27 protein-coding genes are annotated in these 22303 nt (G+C 42.3%); 2 read left to right on the forward strand and 25 right to left on the reverse strand.

What is annotated here, in order from left to right:
• Window positions 1-160 precede the first annotated feature (160 nt).
• The 4 genes from spoIID to MHI08_RS16795 all read right to left on the reverse strand — a co-directional run bounded on the left by spoIID (window position 161) and on the right by MHI08_RS16795 (window position 3880).
• Complete coding sequence (gene spoIID / locus MHI08_RS16780) at window positions 161-1186, reverse strand: stage II sporulation protein D (protein WP_024426338.1); 1026 nt, start codon at window positions 1184-1186, stop codon at window positions 161-163.
• A 259-nt stretch (window positions 1187-1445) separates the two neighbouring features.
• Window positions 1446-2753, reverse strand: coding sequence for a UDP-N-acetylglucosamine 1-carboxyvinyltransferase (murA, locus tag MHI08_RS16785; protein ID WP_024423722.1), 1308 nt, complete (start codon window positions 2751-2753; stop codon window positions 1446-1448).
• Window positions 2754-2785: 32 nt separating this feature from the next.
• Window positions 2786-3520: a YwmB family TATA-box binding protein gene (locus tag MHI08_RS16790; RefSeq protein ID WP_024423723.1), complete on the reverse strand. Its 735-nt coding sequence runs from the start codon at window positions 3518-3520 to the stop codon at window positions 2786-2788.
• 129 nt (window positions 3521-3649) lie between these two features.
• A complete protein-coding gene (locus MHI08_RS16795; protein ID WP_024423724.1) occupies window positions 3650-3880 on the reverse strand; it encodes a DUF1146 family protein in 231 nt (76 codons plus the stop codon).
• A 137-nt stretch (window positions 3881-4017) separates the two neighbouring features.
• Between MHI08_RS16795 and MHI08_RS16800 the strand changes: the two genes are divergently transcribed.
• Window positions 4018-4524, forward strand: coding sequence for a hypothetical protein (locus MHI08_RS16800; RefSeq protein WP_235566664.1), 507 nt, complete (start codon window positions 4018-4020; stop codon window positions 4522-4524).
• Window positions 4525-4565: 41 nt separating this feature from the next.
• Here the strand turns inward: MHI08_RS16800 and MHI08_RS16805 are convergent, their stop codons facing one another.
• The 21 genes from MHI08_RS16805 to prfA form a co-directional block, all read right to left on the reverse strand.
• A complete protein-coding gene (locus tag MHI08_RS16805) occupies window positions 4566-4961 on the reverse strand; it encodes a F0F1 ATP synthase subunit epsilon (protein WP_003214592.1) in 396 nt (131 codons plus the stop codon).
• Window positions 4962-4985: 24 nt separating this feature from the next.
• A complete protein-coding gene (gene atpD / locus MHI08_RS16810; RefSeq protein ID WP_008354929.1) occupies window positions 4986-6407 on the reverse strand; it encodes a F0F1 ATP synthase subunit beta in 1422 nt (473 codons plus the stop codon).
• A 24-nt stretch (window positions 6408-6431) separates the two neighbouring features.
• Window positions 6432-7298: a F0F1 ATP synthase subunit gamma gene (locus MHI08_RS16815; protein WP_024423727.1), complete on the reverse strand. Its 867-nt coding sequence runs from the start codon at window positions 7296-7298 to the stop codon at window positions 6432-6434.
• A gap of 88 nt (window positions 7299-7386) precedes the next feature.
• The gene (gene atpA / locus MHI08_RS16820) at window positions 7387-8895 is read right to left on the reverse strand and encodes a F0F1 ATP synthase subunit alpha (protein ID WP_024423728.1); all 1509 of its coding nucleotides are present in this window, start codon (window positions 8893-8895) and stop codon (window positions 7387-7389) included.
• Window positions 8896-8911: 16 nt separating this feature from the next.
• Window positions 8912-9457 carry a F0F1 ATP synthase subunit delta gene (locus tag MHI08_RS16825; protein ID WP_041115517.1) on the reverse strand — a complete coding sequence of 182 codons (546 nt, stop codon included), beginning with the start codon at window positions 9455-9457 and terminating at the stop codon, window positions 8912-8914.
• The gene (atpF, locus tag MHI08_RS16830; protein ID WP_008354935.1) at window positions 9454-9975 is read right to left on the reverse strand and encodes a F0F1 ATP synthase subunit B; all 522 of its coding nucleotides are present in this window, start codon (window positions 9973-9975) and stop codon (window positions 9454-9456) included. The genes MHI08_RS16825 and atpF overlap by 4 nt, the downstream gene beginning before the upstream one ends.
• Window positions 9976-10095: 120 nt before the next feature.
• The gene (gene atpE, locus MHI08_RS16835; RefSeq protein WP_003214968.1) at window positions 10096-10308 is read right to left on the reverse strand and encodes a F0F1 ATP synthase subunit C; all 213 of its coding nucleotides are present in this window, start codon (window positions 10306-10308) and stop codon (window positions 10096-10098) included.
• 48 nt (window positions 10309-10356) lie between these two features.
• Window positions 10357-11091: a F0F1 ATP synthase subunit A gene (gene atpB / locus MHI08_RS16840; protein WP_024423730.1), complete on the reverse strand. Its 735-nt coding sequence runs from the start codon at window positions 11089-11091 to the stop codon at window positions 10357-10359.
• 7 nt (window positions 11092-11098) lie between these two features.
• Window positions 11099-11482, reverse strand: a complete 384-nt coding sequence (locus MHI08_RS16845) for an ATP synthase subunit I (protein WP_024423731.1) — start codon at window positions 11480-11482, stop codon at window positions 11099-11101.
• A 497-nt stretch (window positions 11483-11979) separates the two neighbouring features.
• Window positions 11980-12609: a uracil phosphoribosyltransferase gene (gene upp, locus MHI08_RS16850; RefSeq protein ID WP_003214553.1), complete on the reverse strand. Its 630-nt coding sequence runs from the start codon at window positions 12607-12609 to the stop codon at window positions 11980-11982.
• Between the two features lie 147 nt (window positions 12610-12756).
• Window positions 12757-14004: a serine hydroxymethyltransferase gene (gene glyA, locus MHI08_RS16855; protein WP_024423732.1), complete on the reverse strand. Its 1248-nt coding sequence runs from the start codon at window positions 14002-14004 to the stop codon at window positions 12757-12759.
• Window positions 14005-14181: 177 nt separating this feature from the next.
• The gene (locus MHI08_RS16860; RefSeq protein ID WP_024423733.1) at window positions 14182-14721 is read right to left on the reverse strand and encodes a TIGR01440 family protein; all 540 of its coding nucleotides are present in this window, start codon (window positions 14719-14721) and stop codon (window positions 14182-14184) included.
• A gap of 12 nt (window positions 14722-14733) precedes the next feature.
• Entirely contained in the window at window positions 14734-15183 is a 450-nt protein-coding gene (gene rpiB, locus MHI08_RS16865; RefSeq protein ID WP_003214714.1) for a ribose 5-phosphate isomerase B, read from the reverse strand.
• 133 nt (window positions 15184-15316) lie between these two features.
• Complete coding sequence (locus tag MHI08_RS16870; protein WP_024423734.1) at window positions 15317-15775, reverse strand: low molecular weight protein arginine phosphatase; 459 nt, start codon at window positions 15773-15775, stop codon at window positions 15317-15319.
• Between the two features lie 63 nt (window positions 15776-15838).
• Window positions 15839-16393 carry a manganese efflux pump gene (locus MHI08_RS16875; protein ID WP_024423735.1) on the reverse strand — a complete coding sequence of 185 codons (555 nt, stop codon included), beginning with the start codon at window positions 16391-16393 and terminating at the stop codon, window positions 15839-15841.
• A 60-nt stretch (window positions 16394-16453) separates the two neighbouring features.
• Entirely contained in the window at window positions 16454-17506 is a 1053-nt protein-coding gene (locus MHI08_RS16880; RefSeq protein WP_342499791.1) for an L-threonylcarbamoyladenylate synthase, read from the reverse strand.
• 161 nt (window positions 17507-17667) lie between these two features.
• Window positions 17668-18111: a general stress acyl- n-acyltransferase gene (locus MHI08_RS16885; protein WP_044330897.1), complete on the reverse strand. Its 444-nt coding sequence runs from the start codon at window positions 18109-18111 to the stop codon at window positions 17668-17670.
• A 63-nt stretch (window positions 18112-18174) separates the two neighbouring features.
• Entirely contained in the window at window positions 18175-18828 is a 654-nt protein-coding gene (gene spoIIR / locus MHI08_RS16890) for a stage II sporulation protein R (RefSeq protein ID WP_024426346.1), read from the reverse strand.
• A gap of 122 nt (window positions 18829-18950) precedes the next feature.
• Entirely contained in the window at window positions 18951-19430 is a 480-nt protein-coding gene (locus tag MHI08_RS16895; RefSeq protein WP_024423739.1) for a hypothetical protein, read from the reverse strand.
• A gap of 141 nt (window positions 19431-19571) precedes the next feature.
• Window positions 19572-20456, reverse strand: coding sequence for a peptide chain release factor N(5)-glutamine methyltransferase (gene prmC, locus MHI08_RS16900; RefSeq protein WP_208946304.1), 885 nt, complete (start codon window positions 20454-20456; stop codon window positions 19572-19574).
• A complete protein-coding gene (gene prfA / locus MHI08_RS16905) occupies window positions 20446-21513 on the reverse strand; it encodes a peptide chain release factor 1 (RefSeq protein ID WP_024423741.1) in 1068 nt (355 codons plus the stop codon). Before prfA ends, prmC begins: the two co-directional genes overlap by 11 nt.
• Window positions 21514-21723: 210 nt before the next feature.
• Here prfA and racA point away from each other — a divergent pair, with 210 nt between their 5' ends.
• On the forward strand, window positions 21724-22272 hold the full coding sequence (gene racA, locus MHI08_RS16910; protein ID WP_056765560.1) for a chromosome-anchoring protein RacA: 549 nt from the start codon (window positions 21724-21726) through the stop codon (window positions 22270-22272).
• Window positions 22273-22303: the final 31 nt, after the last annotated feature.

The raw sequence follows: 22303 nt of genomic DNA on the forward strand, positions 1-22303 counted from the left end.
TTCTCTGTCTTTCGAGGGACTTTGTATCGGCCATCGGTTCTTGTCAGGACATAAATGTTTAAGATTTCCTGACCTGCGTCTTAAGTCGCGATTTGACACATTCTGTTCAAATCTCTTTGAACACACAAAAAAAATGCCTCATTTCTGAGACACCTTTGCTTTATTTTTTAGCCATATACGTGTTGAGAAAACGATCGGCTGATTCGATTTGAATTCCTTTATAATAATGTTTCACGATGGCATCTACTTTTTTGCCTGCCTGCGCCATATAATGCGCACCATATTGACTCATGCCTACACCATGACCATATCCTTTTGTTGTAATGACAATCTGCTGGCCCTTGCGTTCCCATGTAAAGTCCGCTGAATGAAGGCCTAGTGATTCTCGAATGTCTCGGCCTGACAGTGTTTTACCGTTGATCACGGCTTTCGCTACTTGGTTTCCTGGTGTCCGTTCTACAATCTGTCCGACCTGAGCCTGCTGAGTGAGTGTCACACCTAATTTTTGCTGAAATTCACTGACTGAGATGGTTTTCTTATTTTGAAATTTTGGCGATTTTTCGTCCCATTTACTTGAGACACTTTTCAAATAAGGGATTTCGTTTTTCCAATAGGCTTCGGCATTTTCCGTTTTTCCGTTACTTGTTGAAAAGAATGAAGCATCAATTGGTTTCTCGTCATAAGTCAGCACTTTTCCTTGTGTGCTGGCGACAGCTTCCGTGACCTTTTTTAATTTCCAATTGTACGCTTTCCCCCAAATTTTCTTGAGTTCCTGTTTGTTTTTGTAAACTTGGAACATTTGGGTATCATCTACAAGAGATCCCTTAGGTGATTTGACAGTCTTATCACTGATCATTTGTCTGACGATATACGTTCTTGCTGCGAGCGCCTGTGCTTTGAGTGCTTCCATTTCAAAATCAGCTGGCATTTCAGATGCTACGACACCGATCACATACTCTTCTAAGGGGATGTTTTCTACCTGCTGATGAGCTGAGCGATAGACGGGGATAGCGACGGGTGATTGCTTCAATTTGACTGAACCCTTCACTTCTTTTTTAACTGATGGTTCTGCTGCTACGTGCTGGCTTGCCGCCGGTTTCCCTTGGAACGTCGGCAACACAAGTAATGTTGGAATCATTAAAATAATGATGCATATTCCTGCGATTGTCCATATCATTGGTTTCATATTTGGCTGCCCCCATTTGTCATTGAATCTCTTTTATCCTATGGGCAGGGACAAGCTAATATGACAGCTTCTTTCATTTAGTGGACAAGTCTTTTATGAAAAGTATGGGCCTGTTCTTAGAATGGATTTTACTGTTCGTCTGTATGAATAAAATTTAAGATGGTTGGATACACTAATGATAAGCTTCGTGAAATGAGGCATTCTATGATTCTAATAAAAAATCAGCATGCCCCAATGGACACACTGATTTCTTTCATGATTAAGCGTTCAGATCTGATACAACTTGTTCTTGTGTCACATCTGCTGATTCATCGTTAACTCTTTCAATATCTGCACCGATTGCTGCAAGCTTTTGGTGGAAGTTCACATAACCACGGTCAATATGCTTCAACTCAGTGACACGTGTATGACCTTCTGCCACTAATCCAGCAAGTACAAGTGCTGCTCCTGCTCTTAAATCAGTCGCTGCCACTTCAGCACCTTGAAGTTGAACCGGCCCATTGATAATGACAGAGCGACCCTCAATTTTAATATCGCCATTCATGCGGCGGAATTCTTCAGCATGCATAAAGCGGTTTTCAAACACCGTTTCTGTGATCATGCTTGTTCCGTTCGCACGAAGCAATAGCGCCATCATCTGAGATTGCATATCCGTTGGGAACCCAGGATGCGGCATTGTTTTTAGATCGATTGGCTTGAGCTCAGATGGTCCAATGACTCTTAAACCTTCTTCTTCTTCAATGATCTGAATACCCATTTCTTCCATTTTTGCCACAAGTGATGTCATGTGCTCTGGCACTGCGCCTTTTACAAGAACATTTCCTTCTGTAATGGCTGCTGCCACCATGAAAGTACCTGCTTCAATTCTGTCAGGGATGATGTTGTGTTTTGCACCGTGAAGTGTTTCCACACCTTCGATTTTGATTGTACCAGTACCAGCACCGCGAACCTTACCGCCCATGGCATTGATGTAGTTTGCTAAATCAACAATTTCAGGTTCTTTTGCTACGTTTTCTAAAATCGTTGTTCCTTCAGCTAATGCTGCTGCCATGATGATGTTTTCAGTTGCCCCTACACTTGGGAAATCCAAATAGATTTTTGCACCTTTTAAACGGCCTTTTACTTCAGCCTCGATGAAACCATTACCTACTTGAATTTTAGCACCCATTGCCTCAAAGCCTTTTAAATGCTGATCAATTGGTCTTGAACCAATCGCACAGCCTCCAGGTAATGCAACTCTTGCATGACCTGTTCTTGCTAAAAGTGGTCCCATGACAAGCACGGATGCTCGCATTTTACGGACATACTCAAACGGAGCCTCAGTTTCTAGTGCATGAGATGCATCAACTGATACTTCGTTATTTTCAAAATGTACTTCTGCTCCTAAATGACGTAACACTTCATTGATTGTATATACATCGGAGAGCGTAGGTACATCACAAATTACGCTTTTTTCTGTACTTGCTAACAAAGATGCAGCGATAACTGGTAAAACGGCATTTTTTGCGCCTTCTACTTTAACTGTGCCGTTTAACTTTTGACCGCCGCGGACGATGATTTTTTCCAAGGTCTTCCCCTCCGCGTCCCAAATTCTCTATATTAATATTCAGTCGTTACGATTGGTGTGCCAACCGTAATCGTATGATTTTCGTTCATTTCCGAACTTCTGATGGCAATTTGAACATTCATTTTATCATTTGAAGTCATAATGAACTGTTCCCACTTATCTGTGTAAGCGGAAAGCGACACAAAATTAGACTCAACGAGATACTCAACTGGTTTTGCTTGAAATTCATTTGCTAACATTTCAGCTTTTTTTTGCAAAACAACATCCATCATACCATTTACATGACCATCGAGACAAGTAAAAATTACAATTTTCTCTTGTAATATGCTTTTTGCATGACGTACGAACTGATCATATGTATGCTCCCAGGTATTCAGTGGGCGAGCACCTTTTTGCTCATATAATAAATACGACTTTTGATTGGATTTTGTGTCGGTCTTCACGAGTAAAATTTTCGATTCTGTATCATTTTTTTCATCTTTGTAAATTCCTGTGACTTTGGTGACATGTTGCTCTTTTTTTTCGGTCCACTCATACTGTCGTAGTTCGTCTTTCAAACGTTTCACTTTTTTTGAAAATTGTTCGGATGAAATATCTACATTTGTCTTGGCATGGAGGGTCCACCCATCGACTTCAATTTGCTGGTTTTTCAGACCTTCTGCTATTTGAGCGAGCGGGGAAGATTCTTCCGCACGAACACCTTGAATCATCAGAACAAAAAAAAGAATAAACGCAAATAATGGCCAACCTTTCAAATACTTTCTCACTTGTCATTCCCCCTTGCTACAAGTGTTGCCGCAAGGAGGTCAATGCATACGTGGAAAAGACAACAAAAGGCCAACCTTTTGACCCTTCCTTTTACGTTCCCGCAGAAGGTCATGACCAAACCTTTTATGTTAGAACATATAAGGAATTTGTCTGGAGAAATTTAAGTAATCAAGGAAGAAATTGCTGACCGCAGATGCGATGGCAATGGTAATGAGCATCATCAGCAGCCTTGCTTGAACGATTTTCCCTTTTTTAATGAGTGGATCAATATTAACAGCTAGCAGTGCCCACCATGTAACCGCGATAAAAAATAGGTGGATCACAATGCCCACGATTGCTTGTTGTCCTACGTCTTCCATACAATTGAATCCTCCTTTTATTTATTTCTGTAAAGGAAAACTCCCTTTCATTATATCCTCGAAAATCGGAAAGATGAATCATTTGGAAAAAAGAGCTACATTTAGTGTGAATCCCCTCTTATCCTGATGCCAAGGAGATGATATACTGCGTGTGGAAGGAGCTGAACACATTGAAAGATTCTTTTCCTGACTTTGTTGATTTGTACGGAGAATTGGTTCCCTCATTTGATTATGAATGGGAGGCCATTGCTTTCTACTTTGATTATAGACAGACACAGCTAGAAGAATTAGCGCAATTGTGTCATTTTCATAACATTTCTTTGGATTACTCTGAGGAAAGCCTGTATCAGTTAGAATCACTATACTTTGATGCATTGACCAAGCAGCTGTTCGCTGAGTGGAAAATGCCGATAGATGCATTAGAAGCGATGATGAGTGTGTATTTAGGAGAGGTTGTCATCCGTCATCATTCAGATGCTGACTGGGTGGTGCGGCCTTATATGGATTCTCCGCATCAATATACGCTTGGTTTGCGCCGTCACAATAAAACGTGGCATAGTACGCAGTTTTGCGAGCACTTATATCTTGAAAAACAGGATTCGCACCCTTATGTGTCCATGTATCAATCTCTCATGTCATTCTAAAAAAAACCTTCTTATCATTGTGATAAGAAGGTTTTTCTGTTTTATTTCCCTGCTACATTTAAACGGTTTAACGCCCGTTTTAATGCGAGTTCCGCCCGGCGTACATCACTTTCATTCGGGTGGTTCAAATGCTCTTCAGCACGCTGCTTCGCTGATTTAGCACGATCGACATCAACTTTATCTGATGTTTCAGCGGCCTGAGCCAGAATGGTTACTTGTTCAGGGCGGACTTCAACAAATCCGCCACTTACTGCAACCAATTCAGTTGATCCACTATGTTTTAAGCGAACTGCACCGATTTTTAGCGGAGCAACCATTGGAACGTGGCCAGCTAAAATACCAAGCTCACCGCTTTCTGCTCTTACACTGACCATTTCCACATCCGCTTGATACACTGGGCCGTCGGGAGTAACGATATTGACTTGAACGGTCTTCATGCTTTTACCCTCCTAAGGACCAGATTAGGCCTCTACACCCATCTCTTTGGCTTTTTCAACCACTTCTTCAATGCGTCCAACTAAGCGGAATGCATCTTCTGGGAGGTGATCGTATTTACCAGATAAGATTTCCTTGAAGCCTTTAACAGTTTCTTTCAATGGCACATAAGAACCCTTTTGGCCAGTGAACTGCTCTGCTACGTGGAAGTTTTGAGATAGGAAGAATTGAACACGACGCGCTCTGTGTACCACAAGCTTATCGTCCTCAGATAATTCATCCATACCTAAAATGGCAATAATATCTTGCAGCTCTTTATAACGCTGTAATGTTTGCTGCACTTCACGCGCAATCGCATAATGCTCTTCACCAACGATCTCAGGTGCAAGTGCACGAGATGTTGAAGCAAGAGGATCAACCGCTGGGTAAATACCCATTTCAGTCAGCTTACGCTCAAGGTTTGTCGTTGCATCAAGGTGAGCGAACGTCGTTGCAGGAGCTGGATCTGTATAGTCATCCGCAGGTACATAGATCGCTTGAATCGATGTAACCGATCCTACGTTTGTAGACGTGATACGCTCTTGGAGCTGACCCATTTCTGTTGCAAGTGTCGGCTGATAACCTACCGCTGAAGGCATACGTCCAAGAAGGGCTGATACTTCAGAACCTGCTTGTGTAAAGCGATAGATATTATCGATGAAGAACAATACGTCTTGACCTTGTTCATCACGGAAATGCTCTGCCATTGTCAAACCAGTTAGGGCAACACGCATACGTGCACCTGGTGGCTCGTTCATTTGACCGAAGACCATGGCTGTTTTCTCGATAACGCCAGAATCTTTCATTTCGTAGTAAAGGTCGTTTCCTTCACGTGTACGCTCTCCAACACCAGCGAATACAGAAATACCGCCGTGTTCTTGTGCGATGTTGTTGATCAATTCTTGAATCAGAACGGTTTTACCTACACCAGCTCCACCGAATAGACCGATCTTTCCACCTTTGATGTAAGGAGCAAGCAGGTCAACAACTTTGATACCTGTTTCAAGAATTTCAACTTCTGTAGAAAGTTGATCAAAAGAAGGCGCTTGTCTGTGGATTGGATCTCTTTGAGCTTCCACACCAAGTGGCTCATCTAAGTCAATGTTATCTCCCAGTACGTTGAATACACGTCCAAGTGTTACGTTACCAACTGGTACTGAAATTGGTTTTCCAAGGTCTACAGCTTCCATACCGCGCTTCACACCGTCTGTTGATGCCATTGCGATGGTTCTCACTGTATCGTCACCTAAATGTAGTGCTACTTCTAAAGTTAAGTCGATATCAACTTCACTTTCGCTTTCCGCTTTATGCGAAACTTTGATCGCATTATAAATCTCAGGCAAGTGACCGTCTTCAAAACGAACGTCTACGACTGGTCCCATGATCTGACTGATGCGTCCTGTTTTCATTGCATTCCCTCCTGACAATTATTTCTATTCTAAGGCAGCTGCTCCGCCGACAATTTCTGTAATCTCTTGTGTAATCGCTGCTTGACGAGCACGGTTGTAAGAGAGTGTCAGGCTGTCGATCAATTCTTTTGCGTTGTCTGTTGCACTCTTCATTGCTGTCATTCTTGCAGCATGTTCACTTGCTTTGCTGTCAAGAAGCGCACCGAAAATCAAACTCTCTGCATATTGAGGAAGGAGAACTTCAAGAATTTCTTCTTCAGAAGGCTCAAACTCATAAGATGCGGAACGTTTATTTGGTGTCGCTGCGGCCGAAAGGTCCGTTAGCGGCAATAATTTCTTCTCTGTTACTTCTTGTGAAATCGCACTGACAAAGTGGTTGTAGAACATGTAAAGTTCGTCAAACGCTTCATCAGAGAACATTTGAACTGTACTGCTTGCTAATTCTTTAATATCAGCAAACGCTACTTCGTCTCCAAGCCCTGTTACTTCAGAAATAACTGGAATACCACGCTTTTTGAAGAAGTCGCGTCCGATTTTACCAATGACAATCACCGCATATTCATCAGCGGATTGATGACGAGATTGAATGGTTTGGTAAGCGGCACGCAAAATCGAGCTGTTAAAAGGTCCTGCAAGCCCTCGATCAGATGTAATGACGAGATACCCTGTTTTCTTGACAGGTCTTGAAAGAAGCATTGGGTGCTTAGCACTTGTTCCAGTTGCGATTGCAGCAACCACTTCCTGGATTTTCTCCATGTAAGGAACAAAAGACTTCGCATTGTTTTCAGCACGATTCAGTTTCGCAGCTGATACCATTTGCATCGCTTTTGTGATCTGACTCGATTTTTTCGTTGACGTGATCCTTGACTTTATATCGCGTAATGAGGCCAAAGATTTCACCACCTTTTTTCAGGAATCCGTGTTCATTTACGTGAAAAGAGAGAAAAAGAGAATCTTTTTCTCTCGGAAAGATTACTAATTAGTTGCTTGGTGCAAACGTACGTTTAAAGCCTTCGATTGCTGTCTTCCACTCTTCATCAGCAGGCATATTTCCTGTTTGAGAGATTGTGTCAAACAAGCCTTTATGGTTTTCTTCAATGTACAAGAATAACTCAGCTTCAAAACGTTTAACATCAGCAATGGCTACATCGTCTAAGTATCCTCTTGTTAGTGCGTAAAGAATCGCTACTTGTTTTTCAACTTTAAGCGGTTTGTTCAAGTCTTGTTTTAAGACTTCAACTGTTCTTGCACCACGGTTTAATTTCGCTTGAGTGGCTTGGTCTAGATCAGATCCAAACTGAGCGAATGCTTCAAGCTCACGATAAGAAGCAAGATCCAGACGAAGTGTACCTGCTACCTTTTTCATCGCTTTGATTTGTGCAGAACCACCTACACGGGATACAGACAATCCTGCGTTTACCGCTGGACGTACGCCTGAGAAGAAGAGGTCAGATTGTAAGAAAATCTGTCCATCTGTGATGGAAATAACGTTTGTTGGGATATATGCAGAGATATCGCCAGCCTGCGTTTCTACGAAAGGCAATGCTGTGATAGAACCGCCACCCTTTTCGTCACTAAGCTTCGCTGCACGTTCTAATAAACGAGAGTGAAGATAGAAAACATCACCAGGGAATGCCTCACGACCTGGAGGACGACGAAGCAATAATGAAAGCTCACGGTAAGCTGCCGCTTGTTTAGAAAGGTCATCATAGACAACAAGTACGTGCTTGCCGTTATACATGAATTCCTCACCCATCGTTACACCTGCATAAGGAGCAAGGTAAAGAAGTGGAGCTGGCTGTGATGCAGAAGCTGTGACAACGATTGTGTAGTCAAGCGCACCATGCTTACGAAGTGTTTCAACAACACCACGAACCGTAGATTCTTTTTGTCCGATGGCAACATAAATACAGATCATGTCTTGATCTTTTTGGTTTAGAATCGTATCGATTGCAACAGATGTTTTACCTGTTTGACGGTCACCAATGATCAATTCACGCTGTCCGCGGCCGATTGGAATCAAGGCATCAATTGCTTTAATTCCTGTTTGAAGTGGCTCATGTACAGATTTACGATCCATAACGCCAGGTGCTTCACTTTCGATTGGACGTGTTTTGCTTGTTAAGATTGGACCTAGTCCATCAACAGGCTGACCAAGCGGGTTCACAATACGTCCGATTAACTCTTCACCTACTGGAACCTCCATGATACGACCTGTACGTTTTACGTCGTCACCTTCGCGGATATCTTTGTAAGGTCCTAAAATAACGATACCTACGTTAGACTCCTCAAGGTTTTGAGCCATACCCATTACACCGTTAGAGAACTCAACCAGCTCTCCTGCCATAATGTTGTCAAGGCCATGTACACGCGCGATACCGTCCCCTACTTGAATGACTGTACCGACATCTTTTACTTCAATTTCTGATTGATAGTTTTGGATTTGCTGCTTTATCAGCGCGCTAATCTCTTCAGCTTTGATACTCACTAAGGTTTCACCCCTTCTAACGATTTTCGCCTGCAAGCTGACGTTCAATGCGGGAAAGCTTTCCGCTGACACTGCCGTCATAAATGCGGTTTCCGATACGGATTTTCACTCCGCCTATTAGATCCTTGTCAATCACATTTTCAACACGCAGTGATGTGACTCCGGCTTTTTTGGCAAATACTTCAGATAAAGATTGAATTTCAGCACCGCTCAGCGGTTTCACTGAATACACGACCGCATCGTCTATTTGTTTCGCACGGTTTGCAAGTTTCACAAACTCAGACGTCATTTCAGAGAAAATATTCGTGCGTCCGCGGTCAATCAGTAAATACATTGTGTGCAATACATAAGTAGAAACACCTTTGAAAGCTTCAGCAATCAACTGTTTCTTTTTGTCTGCCGTAATCTTTGGATGAACAAGGAAGTCATTGAGTTCTTGATCAGCCTTTAGAACTTTTTTGATCTCATTCAGCTCTTTTTCAGTTTCGTCTACTGCCGAAGAAGCAAGAACGATGTCAAAAAGAGCAGAAGCGTAACGCTTAGAGACAATAGTTACGCTCATCGGCTTTCGCCTGCCTCTTTAAGGTACTCTTGAATCAATTTCTCTTGTGCCTGCTCATCAAGTTCTTTTTCAATCACTTTAGATGCAATCAGCACAGATAGTGATGCAACCTGCTCACGCAGTGCAGCCACAGCTTGTTCTTTTTCTTTCACGATTTCAGTTCTAGCAGACTCTTTCAAGCGCTCTGATTCTTGACGTGCTGCTTGAATGATCTCTTCTTTTTGTTTCTCACCAATCTTTTTCGCATTTTCGATGAGTGTATGTGATTCTTCGCGTGCTTCTTTCAATAAGACACGTTGTTCTTCAAGAAGCTTTTCAGCTTGAACGTGCTTTTGTTCAGCACTTGAAATTTCATTTCCTATATAATCTTCACGCTGCTTCATAATACCTAATAAAGGTTTAAGCGCAAATTTCTTTAAAAGTGCAAGCAAGATGAGCATAGCGATAAGCTGGAATAACATATCACCGGCGTTGAAACTTAAGCCCCCTGCTCCTAAAACCACTGGTAACTGAGACATTTAGTACGGCAACTCCCTTCTTTAAATAATATGTTAAGAAACAAAACATAAAGGAATGGCGAAGTTTCGAACTAATCTGATCTTCGCCATTAAAATTCATATTAGAACGCTTCTCACATATTAACCAAAGAATGCCAAGAATGCGATAACGACAGCGATAATTGGAAGTGCCTCAACTAAAGCGACCCCGATGAACATAAGTGTTCTTAGTTCTCTACCAGCTTCTGGCTGACGAGCGATTCCTTCAACTGTTTTAGATACGATTAGACCGTTACCAATACCTGCTCCTAGTGCTCCTAAACCGATTGCAATTGCTGCTGCTATTAAATTCATTAAAAAGCTCCTCCTTTAAAATAACGTCCTTTTTGGACTCTCAATTTTTTAGTGTTCGTCGCTGACTTTATGGGAAATGTACACCATTGTCAGCATGGTGAAGATAAATGCCTGGATTGTTCCGACAAACAAACTGAATGCCTGCCATACAATCATCGGCACGATGGCACCTAATGTACCAACGATACCAAGCGCAATGTTTTGCGTGTAGAAATTGGTCGCAAGTCCTGCAAGTAACCCAAGAAGAATCTCTCCAGCGAAAATATTTCCATAAAGACGCAAACCAAGTGTTAACGTGTTTGCAAATTCTTCAATGATTTTCAGCGGCACTAAATATGGGATTGGCTTGAAGAAGTCTTTCGTATATTCCTTGACTCCTTTTGCCTTGACACCGTAGAAGTGTGTAAGTCCCATGACCATAATTGCTAGTGTCATTGTGATTGCAGGATCAGCAGTTGGTGATTTCCACCACAAGTTGTGATCGACCGTAATCGAGAATGGCAGTCCAAGCATGTTTGAAACAAATATGTACATGAGTAATGTAACGCCAAGCGCTAGAAATGGGGCTCCTGTTTTCATGTCCATCGAACTACCTATGATATTTCGAACAAAATCAACGATCCATTCCATGAAGTTCTGCGCCTTAGTCGGACGAATAGACAGAACACGAGTAGTCAGCACCGCTATGAGAAGAACGATGATACTAGCAATCGTAATCATGAGAACATTGGATAAGTTGAACGTTAACCCTAAAAATTCTGTAGTTTTTGAACTGTGACCCAAAGAGTATTCACCTCTCTTCCATAGTAGAACGTTTAAGTTGAATGAAGGAATCTATCATAATGACAGGATATATTGTCATTAATCCTATAACAACACCTGCCAGATGAACTTCATTAGGGTAACGCCAAGCAATCGCTACTGCGAGAATCGCGTTGGCCCACCTGGCTGTACTCCCCATTGAACGAATGGATTTTCCTTTTTTAACCGCTCGATCAAAAGCGTGCATTCTCCGTATAAGTAGGAATAAATTAAAGAAAGCAAAAATTGTGCCGATAATGAAACCAAGAAACAGTGGTTTAAAACCAGGCATGGCATAGCCAAACACAAAAATTGCCAATAGATAGAACATGTATTTACTCTGTCTGCGGAAAATCGCGTTTGGATCGTTCATTCATCTGACTCCCGATGAAAAGTATTGTAAAAAAGGTGATAAATGGTGATGAAAACTGCGTAGAAGACGCTGATGATAAGCCGTCCTATTCGAAAAAAATCAATCACCCATCGGTCTAATTGCACAATCAGACTTGAAATCTTTAGATCTATGGGATGCTGCTTCATTCGTTGATACAAACCCTGATTATTAAAGGGTTCACAATGAGGATTAGTAGAGTGCTATAGGCTATGAAAACCTTACCATAATACCCTCGTTTAGCATACAATAGCGTCTATGATGTGTCAATCGGTTGAAAGTTAAAAAACTTTTCTATAGTGATAGAGCACACAAAATGTTCACAATTTCATCAAACTTTAGGAGAGATGTGACATTCATTGAAAAAAACAGCCAATGTTCAGTATACATTGATTTTTCTAAGAACGGTATCAACCGTTTGTCATATATTTCAAAAAGCCCACATGCACGTTTGCATGTGGGCTTTTATTAAGACTTTCTTATTTCGTTCCGTACATACGGTCACCAGCATCACCAAGACCTGGGATGATGTAACCTTTTTCGTTTAGTTTCTCATCTAATGCTGCAATGTAGATATCAACATCTGGATGATGCTTTTGCATTTCTTCTACACCTTCAGGGGCAGCAATCAGACACATAAAGCGAATGTTTTTCGCACCGCGTTTTTTCAAGCTGTTTAACGCTTCGACTGCTGAACCGCCAGTTGCAAGCATTGGGTCTACTACGATAAATTCACGTTCTTCCACATCAGATGGAAGCTTCACATAATATTCAACAGGCTTTAATGTTTTCGGATCACGGTATAAACCAACATGTCCCACTTTAGCAGCTGGAATGAGTTTCAAAATCCCGTCTACCATTCCAAGACCTGCTCTTAAAATTGGCACAACCCCGAGTTTCTTCCCTGAGATCACGTTTGATTTGGCTACTTGTACAGGTGTTTCTACATCTACCTCTTCAAGCGGTAAGTCTCTTGTGATTTCAAATGCCATTAATGTTGCGACTTCATCCACTAGCTCTCTAAATTCTTTAGTTCCTGTATGAACGTCACGAATATATGTAAGTTTGTGCTGAATAAGCGGGTGATCAAATACATAAACCTTTGCCATTGCTTGCTACAACTCCTTTTCTGTCATCTTCCGGTGAACTTTGCACACTTCCTACAATTCTACATAAAAAGACATCATCTTTCAATATGATTCGCAAATCCTACAAAAAAAACCCACATGCCAAAAATAGGCAAATGGGTCTGTTTTTTAATAATCTAATTCGTTATATAGAGGGAAACGGGCCGTAAGATCAGATACACGCTTTTTCGCCTCTTCTAATTTCGCTTCATCTTCATGATGTTTTAGCGCAAGTGCAATAATGGAACCGACTTCTTTCATCGCTTCTTGATCAAAACCGCGGCTTGTTACTGCTGCTGTACCTACACGTACACCGCTTGTGACAAATGGTTTCTCTGGATCATAAGGAATTGCATTTTTGTTCACTGTAATACCGATTTCATCAAGAACATTTTCTGCAATTTTTCCTGTGATGCCAAGAGAACGCAAGTCGATGAGAACAAGATGGTTATCTGTTCCGCCAGATACAAGCTGAATATCTTCAGATAAAAGTGTTTCAGCTAGTTGTTTTGCATTATTAATGACGTTTTGTGCATATGTTTTGAAATCTCCGTTCAATACTTCACCGAAAGAAACAGCTTTTGCAGAGATGACATGCATCAGTGGTCCACCTTGAATACCAGGGAAGATCGATTTGTCGATCTTTTTACCAAACTCTTCACGGCATAGGATCATTCCGCCGCGAGGTCCGCGTAATGTTTTGTGAGTTGTTGTTGTCACAAAATCTGCGTAAGGAACTGGATTTGGATGAAGACCTGCTGCAACAAGACCAGCAATGTGAGCCATGTCGACCATAAAGTAAGCACCGACTTCATCAGCAATCTCACGGAACTTTTTGAAATCAATTTGGCGTGGGTATGCACTTGCACCCGCAACGATGAGTTTCGGCTTATGTTCACGTGCTTTTTCAAGTACATCTTGATAGTCGATATGCTGAGTTTCTTTATCTACACCGTATTCTACAAAGTTGTACTGTACACCACTAAAGTTTACAGGGCTTCCATGTGTTAAATGTCCGCCATGTGATAAGTTCATGCCAAGTACTGTATCGCCATGCTCAAGAATTGTAAAGTATACGGCCATGTTCGCTTGAGCACCTGAGTGAGGCTGTACGTTCACATACTCAGCGCCAAAAATTTCTTTTGCGCGGTCACGTGCGATATCTTCCACAACGTCTACATGTTCACAGCCGCCATAGTAGCGTTTACCAGGATAGCCCTCAGCGTATTTGTTTGTTAATACAGAGCCCTGTGCTTCCATGACTGCTTCGCTTACGAAGTTTTCTGATGCAATTAATTCGATTTTGTCCTGCTGGCGTTTCCGCTCTAGTTGAATTGCTTTGAATACTTGTGCGTCTTGCTCAGGTAAATGTTTCATCAGCGAAATCCTCTCCAATCTATTTCCATTCGATGTTTTCACCATCTCATTGTACACGGTTTTTGAGTAAAATGTAAAAGTTTTTTTTGGAAAATCGACTTCTTTTTTATGAAAACCCGAATATTCAAGTGGTAAAGCGTCTTCATCATTCAACATTATATTAGAAATATATCGAAGCTATGATCTTGTATAAACGGCTCGTTCTCCGCCAATCAGCTTCGGACGCGTTTTCGCAAAAGTCACATGTGCATGTCCTAATCGATGACGACTGAGGCGGACAGGTACTGCGACTCTCTTTAAGTGCATCCCAATTAACGTATCGCCGATATCAATTCCAGCATGTGCCTCAATGCATTCGACCAATACAGGATGTTCCATTTGCTGATACGCATGAGCCGCCATCGAACCACCCGCTTTACGGACAGGTACTGCAGCTACGATCTCCAGGTTAAAACGGAAAGCCACTTCTTCTTCAACAACAAGGGCACGATTTAGATGTTCACAGCATTGAAAGGCGAGCTCGATGCCGGTCTCTCGTCTTAACTGATCCAATTCTTGATAGATAGAGGCAGCAATTTGCTCACTTCCTGCAGTACCAATATGCTCACCAGCCACTTCTGACGTACTGCAGCCAATGACTAAGATTTGCCCGGCACGCAATTCAACTGTTTGATGAAACTCTTTTAACATTTCAAGCCAATCTTGACCAATGTTCATGTTAAGCGCTCCTTATAGGTGCTTTTCTTCGTAATCAGCAATTTTGCCAATCCGCACAGCATGGCGTCCTGCTGTAAACTCTGTCGTCAGCCAAATGTGCGCAATCTCACGTGCTAATCCTGGTCCAATCACTCGCTCTCCCATTGCAAGAACGTTCGTATCATTATGTTCTCTCGTTGCTTTCGCACTAAATGTATCATGAGCCAATGCACAGCGAATTCCTTTTACTTTATTTGCTGAGATGCTCATGCCGATGCCTGTCCCACAAATTAAAATGCCGCGGTCGACTTCTCCGTTTGCCACCATATTGGCTACAGGAAAAGCATAATCTGGGTAGTCTACAGAACCTGATCCGCATTCACAACCCATATCAATGTATTCAATCTTCAATTCATCCATCAGTTGTTTGATTTCTTCACGAATATTCGTTCCGCCGTGATCGGATGCAATGGCTACTTTCATCGGGCAATTCCTCCTAAGGGTGAGTTGATCTGTTATGTCTTACATTCATTCTTTATTTACAGTTATATTTTAACCTCTGCCTAGTGATTTGCAAACAATAGCAGAAAAACCGTTGAGGCAACGGTTTTACAGGTTATCTATTATGATGATCTTTTTTCAGCTTCTCAGCGAGCTGATACAGCAAGGCTTCTAGTTCATCTCGAGTTTCCTGATAAACAGAAAGACTTCCTCCAAACGGATCGGATACATCGCCTTCTGTTCCTGTCGCAAATTCCTTTAAAGTGAAGACCTTGCCTTTTGCATGCGCATATTGCTCTGCAATCAACTGTTTATGCTGCATCGTCATCGTAAAGACGTAATGAGCTTCGCGTAGAAGATCCTCTGTCAATTTTGATGATGAGTGATTCAGTGGAATGCTTTTCTCAAATAATGCTTCGATCGCTTGAGGAGAAGCCTTCCCTTCATCGGAGGCAAAAATGCCCGCTGATTTTACAGTGACCTCTAAGCCTTTTTCATCTGCAATTGAAGCAAAAAGGGCTTGAGCCATTGGACTTCTGCATGTATTTCCCGTACAAACAAATAAGATTTTCATCTTTCGCCCTCCTTTTCTTCTATTATATAGCATTTCATTCTACATGTTATGTAAGGAGACTGGCTAGAGCGGAAATAATAATTTGATACCAAAGGCTAGTAAAATGATCCCACCAAGCGCGCCGCTATATGAACCAACCCATGACCGAACCTGTTTACCGAGTAATAATCCGAGCCATGTGAGGAGCATACTAAAAAAACCAAACAATAATATAGTCATCCACACCTGGGAACCGTAAATCCCGAGGCTTAAACCAACGGAGAAGCTGTCTAGGCTTACACTTGTCGCAAAAAGAACAAGACCAGCCCCAACTGGTGCAATAAAGGGCTTATCCTCTTTGCGGATAGAAGCAACAATCATTTGCAGTCCCAGCACCAAAAGCAGCGCCCCGCCAATATAGGTGGCAAGAAGTCCAAGCCATCCAGATAAGAGCTGACCTGTCAGCATGCCAAAAAGCGGCATAAACATATGAAATATCCCAATAACAAGTCCAATATAAATGATCTGGCGGAACCTCAGCTGAATCATCCCCATACCAAGTCCAACCGAAAAAGCATCCATCCCAAGTGCAAAAGCCATGATGCTGAGTGTCAGCAATTCGCCAGCTAGTTCGTTCATGTAAATCCCCCTTGGACACACATTCTCCTTTAACCTATGTTTGTCCAAGAAAGGTTAGAACTATTGGAACGAAGGGAGTGTACGCCCTCCTGCGGCTTTTTGCAGACGGTTCATAATGGCAGAACCAACCCCCTGCTCTGAAAAGGCTTCTGAAATAATCAAGTCTACATCCGTTTCATCAAATTGTCTCAGTACACGATAAAGGTTTGCAGCAACCGTTTCAGGTCTTTCTCTCCATCCACAGCTGTACACAACATCTGCCGCAAACAGCGATTTCTTTTCTTCTGTTGTCAGCACTCCGACTTTTAAACCTTCAGCTCTGTATTTCTGAATGTGACGCTGCATGTCTTCATCACTTCCATGAAAGATATACATCTTGGCTTCAGGTGCATAATGTGTGTATTTCATTCCGGGCGATACAGGCGCCTCGTCCTTTTTTGTCAGCCCTGGGTCTACACTCACCGTTCCGACTACCTCTTCTAATGCTTCTTTTGTAATCCCGCCTGGTCTTAAAATCACTGGGGTCTCACCGACACAGGATACAACCGTTGATTCAACGCCAATTCCAGTTGAACCGCCATCCACAATCCCAGCGATTCTTCCTTCGAGATCACTCGCTACATGGTCAGCTTGTGTTGGTGAAGGCTTTCCCGAACGATTGGCACTTGGTGCAGCAATTGGCAGACCCGCTGCTCGGATGAGCTCAAGCGCAATGGGATGGTCAGGCATTCTCACACCTACTGTGGATAAACCTGCTGTAACCTGCTTTGATAAAGTGCCCGGTTTACACGGAAGAACAATGGTTAAGGCGCCCGGCCAAAAGGCATCCATCAGCGCCTTCGCTTTTTCGCTTTCTATTTGTGCAAATTCGTGAAGCTGCTGAACCTCCGCAATGTGAACAATCAACGGATTATCACTCGGACGCCCTTTCGCTTCATAAATTTTCATCACGGCTTCTGTCTCTTTCGCATTTGCCCCGAGTCCGTAAACGGTCTCTGTCGGGAAAGCAACCACTTCATTTTGCTTCAGCAGATCGGCCGCCTGTTTAATTTGTGGATAGTATGTGGATAAATCCTTTTCTAAATCCACAGACCACCTTTTTGTATTTAACATCATACAAACTCCTTTTAAAAAAGATAAAACTGTTGATATATCTCAATTATCCTTTTGAAAGTATAAAAGATGATGATCAATAAAACAAGCGTTGTCCACAATTTGTGGATAACACTTGTTTTGTAGTGGATAAGTATGTGTATAAGTCCATCATTTTGTGATTAACTGCCTTTTTTTTGCAGGACCACAGCCTGTTCTTTCCCCAATGTCTCTTTCGCATGTGCAGAGCTCCATATGCTTTCTGGAATTTCCTTTAAAGGCGTAAAGCCCATTAATGCCAAAAAATCATGGGAAGAGGAATGGTTTGCGACGACATAAAAAGTATCCACACCCATTTTTTCACCGAGCGTTTGAACACTTTGGAACAAAGAGACAATGTGTCCCTGACCGAGCTTATCTGATATGACAAGAGACCGCAGCAATCCCTCTTGTTCATTGAGCTGTTCAAGACCTAAGCAGCCTGCCAACTGACCATCCGCATCTTCCATCACTACAAATGCCGTTCGCTCTGCAAGCGTTACTCCGCCTTTTGCTTGTCCCTTTTCAAGAAAAGCATTGATCGCCGGGACATCTTCTTCTGTAGCTATTCTTAATTGATAATACATGCTTTCACCTCTTTTTGATCTCTTACTTCAACTCTATGAGGCAAAAACCGATTTATACCTTTTTTAAGAGAAAAGACTAGAGACCCATTCGAACAAAAAGAACTTCACTTCACCTGTCTCTTCTTCCTCTTCTTTCACCACTTCATTAACAGACTCTTTCGTTTGCTGCGCTGTCACTTGTTTATCATCATCCCCTTCTGGTGAGGCGATGGCTTCTCCGTTTGAAAAATCGATAAAGCAGAGCGGCGGAAATAACACACACCACCAGTTGGCACCGTCTCCTTCTCCAAGCGTAATTAAAATGGCTTCATATTTCCCAGCAGGGTAGACGAAATTTCCATAGAGCTTTGTTGGAAATGAAGCTTTTTGAAAACTGACCGATACGGATTGATCTATGTGCTGTTCTTTCAATTTCGCTTTAGCAATACGATTGATTTCTGGCAGCTTTGATCGAATGACACGTCTTGCTTCTTCAATGGATGTGAGGTCTTTCACCCACTCCGTCATATTCGCATTGACCTCGTCACGAATACTTCTTTTCACATCCTGATCCGCTGAACGATCACTATTTGCTAAAATGCGTAATCGAATCGCTTCATCTGGTATAACAACAGGCTGATTTGCAGAAGCAGCGGCCGTCTCCTCCTTACCAAGGTTTGCAAAAGCACCGCATAATAATAGAAACATATAAAGACAAATCATCGTTTTACTTTTCAACATTGTGTGTTCCCCCCACTTTTTCTCTTCGCTACAAACATTGTGTCCAGGAAACTCATTTCATAAACAGTCAATATGAATTTTTTAATAGATTATGAGTCAAAACAAAAAAGCCGTTCTCATTAAGAACGACTTTTGAGTGAGGATTGGTAGTCAGAAGGGTATAGTCTCCCATCCCAATCTCGGCTGATTTTTAAACCAGATTCTGTTTTGATGACAGTCATGGCTCCTTTTTTCTCGATTTCTTTTTTGACTTTCCCTTTTTGATCGATAAATTGGATCACCATTTCATAGTTAAATTCAATTCTGTCATCGCTTTCATCTGAAGGCGTAAACATAATTTTCTTCAGCTTAATTTGACAATCTTGATCCTTCGCCGCTTCTAATATGCTCGGGAACATGCTGTCTTGTGTATATTCTTGATATTCATGTTCGGTTAAATAAACCTTCAGCTTCTCTTTCATGTCAGATAGGTCATCCGTTCGATTCACTGTGTATTGTGCTTTTTTATAGCTTTCTCCAAATGCTGCTGCCTCTTTTTTAAAGCTCGGTTTACCACAAGCACTCACAATCAATAGTACACTGACGATGACCAACACCATCGCATACCTTTTGTTCACACCATTCGCTCCTTCAAAACAAATTTATGTAAAAAATCATGATCAGAATGTTCATTCTTCTATATATACGTTTCTCTTTTACCATAAGTTTCATCTTTACATAATAAAATAGTCCGGCTTTCTTCAGCCGGACTTTCCGTTTTGAATGTGTGCGCAAACAGCTCGATCTTTTCCGTTAATATCTTTGACGATGCAGACATCCGCTTTAGGAAATGCCTGCTCAAGTAGCGCTGTGACATCTTGACCTTGCGTATGTCCAATTTCAAAGACAACAACTGCTTGATCACTCAGCACGCTGGGAAGATCATGAACGAGACGCTGATAAAACCACAAGCCATCACGTCCGTCCGTCAGCGCATTCACCGGCTCATGCTTCGTCACAACCTCAGATAGACTGTCCATTTCTTCCGCCGCAATATAAGGTGGATTGGAAATAAATACATCTACTTTAATGCCTTGAGCTATAACCGGTTCAAGCAAATCTCCATGTAAAAAATGAACGTCTGCACCGAGCGCTTGTTGATTCCGTTTTGCTACCGCAAGCGCTTCTTGTGAGATATCAGTCGCTGTGACAGATAGTGATTTTTTTTCAAGAGCCAGCGTAATCGCAATGGCTCCGCTTCCTGTGCCAACGTCAACTGCTTTGAGCGGCTGATCGGGCGGGAAAACGTCACCTACCAAATTGAGCGCCGCCAGAACAACTTCTTCCGTTTCAGGACGAGGAATAAGAACATGCTTGTTCACCTCGAAAGGACGTCCGTAAAAGAATTCAACACCCGTTAAATGCTGAACAGGAACACCCGCCTTATGCTGTGTCACAAATTTGCTGAACAGTTGATCTTGCTCCTCAGGCAGCGCATCATGAAATCGCGCAAGAAGCTCACTTCTGCTCCAGCCGAGCACATGCATCAACAGGAGTTCTGCTGCATTTTGGTCTCTGCCAGCTTCCGTTAACAAAGAAGAAGCCCATTTAAGGGCTTCGAAGATTGTTCGCTCTTTATTTTGCATCTTGAAGCTTTCTTGCTTGGTCTTCCATAATTAGTGCATCAATGACCTCGTCAAGTTTTCCTTCTAAAATTTGATCAAGCTTTTGAATCGTCAATCCGATGCGGTGGTCTGTTACACGGTTTTGCGGGAAGTTGTACGTACGGATACGCTCTGAACGATCCCCTGTTCCAACCGCAGATTTACGTGTTTGATCATATTCAGCCTGTGCTTCACGCTGGAATTTATCATAAATTCTCGCACGCAGCACTTTCATGGCTTTTTCTTTGTTTTTAATTTGTGATTTCTCATCCTGACAGGACACAACAACACCTGTTGGAAGGTGAGTTAATCGAACAGCAGACATGGTCGTATTGACACTTTGTCCGCCAGGTCCGCTTGATGCAAATGTATCCACACGGATATCTTTTTCATGGATATCAATTTCAACTTCCTCAGCCTCAGGTAATACAGCGACTGTCGCAGTAGATGTATGGATCCGTCCGCCTGATTCTGTTTCCGGAACACGCTGCACGCGGTGTGCACCATTTTCAAACTTTAGTTTGGAGTATGCGCCTTTCCCGCTGATCATAAAGATGATTTCTTTATAACCGCCTGTGCCAGTGACACTTGCTTCCATGACTTCCGTTTTCCAGCCTTGCATTTCAGCATAACGGCTGTACATACGGTAAAGATTTCCCGCAAAAAGAGCAGCCTCTTCTCCACCCGCTGCACCACGAACCTCCACAATAACGTTCTTATCGTCATTCGGATCTTTCGGGATCAGCAAGATTTTCAGCTCGTCTTCTAAACGTTCCGTTTCTTCCGTGAGCTCTGAAATTTCTTCTTTGACCATGTCGCGCATCTCGGCATCCAGCTTCTCTTCGAGCATTGCTTTCGCATCATTCAGCTGGTCGTATGCCGCACGATATTGTCTATATACCTCAACAGTTTCTTGAATATCGGATTGTTCTTTCGAATATTCACGAAGCTTCTTAGGGTCGTTCACCACTTCAGGGTCACTTAAATATTCATTTAGCTTTTCATAGCGTTCTTCAATTGATTTTAAACGGTCTAACATGGTCTTCACCTCTGTTTTGTGCGTAACAGTCTAATTATAGTATAGCGGGGTATGACAGTCAAAAAAATTTCCAAAACAATTGATTTCCTGCAATTTTTCGCTAGAAAACACGATCTTTGGCGATTGGTTACTTGTTTTGTCTAACGTGAAGGAACAGGTCCTCCTTAAAGAGAATGGTACTTGTAATTGAAAAAAGGGAGGGCATTTGGTTTGAATACAAATGAGGTTGCAAAGGAAATTGGTGTTTCTTCAAAGACGATTCAGCGCTGGGTCAAACAGCTCAACATCCCTGTCGCCCGGAATGAACTTGGACATTATGAATTTCATGAAGATATTCTGCAGCTGCTCAAAGAGGTCAAACACCAAATGAGTGAAGGTGTGATCCTCCAAGATATTCAACTGCCAATCCATAAGGAAACCGTTCGTCAATCAGCACCTGCTGCCGAAGCTGATATCTCTACACAGCGGATTGAAGCATTAGAAAAACAAGTGAAAGCGCTCATTCAGCAGCAATTACATGTCACTGATGTAGAAGACCGCCTGCAAGAACTTGAACGGAAATTGGCTAAAAAAGCAGATGAAGGTGTATCGTATCAGCTGCTTCAGCACCGCAGAGAAATTGAAGACTTATCCACAAAATTTGACCGCCTCGCCGCAACCTTGAAACAACCGTCACAAGTAGAAGAAAAAAAGGAAATCGCACACCCCGACATCAAAAAAAAGCGTGTACTCTTCCCTCTGTTTCATTCATTTCGCTAAGAAAGGCTGCCTCGTTTGGCAGCCTTTCTAC

Source organism: Bacillus sp. FSL M7-0791, from assembly GCF_038627085.1.
Taxonomy (GTDB): domain Bacteria; phylum Bacillota; class Bacilli; order Bacillales; family Bacillaceae; genus Bacillus; species Bacillus safensis.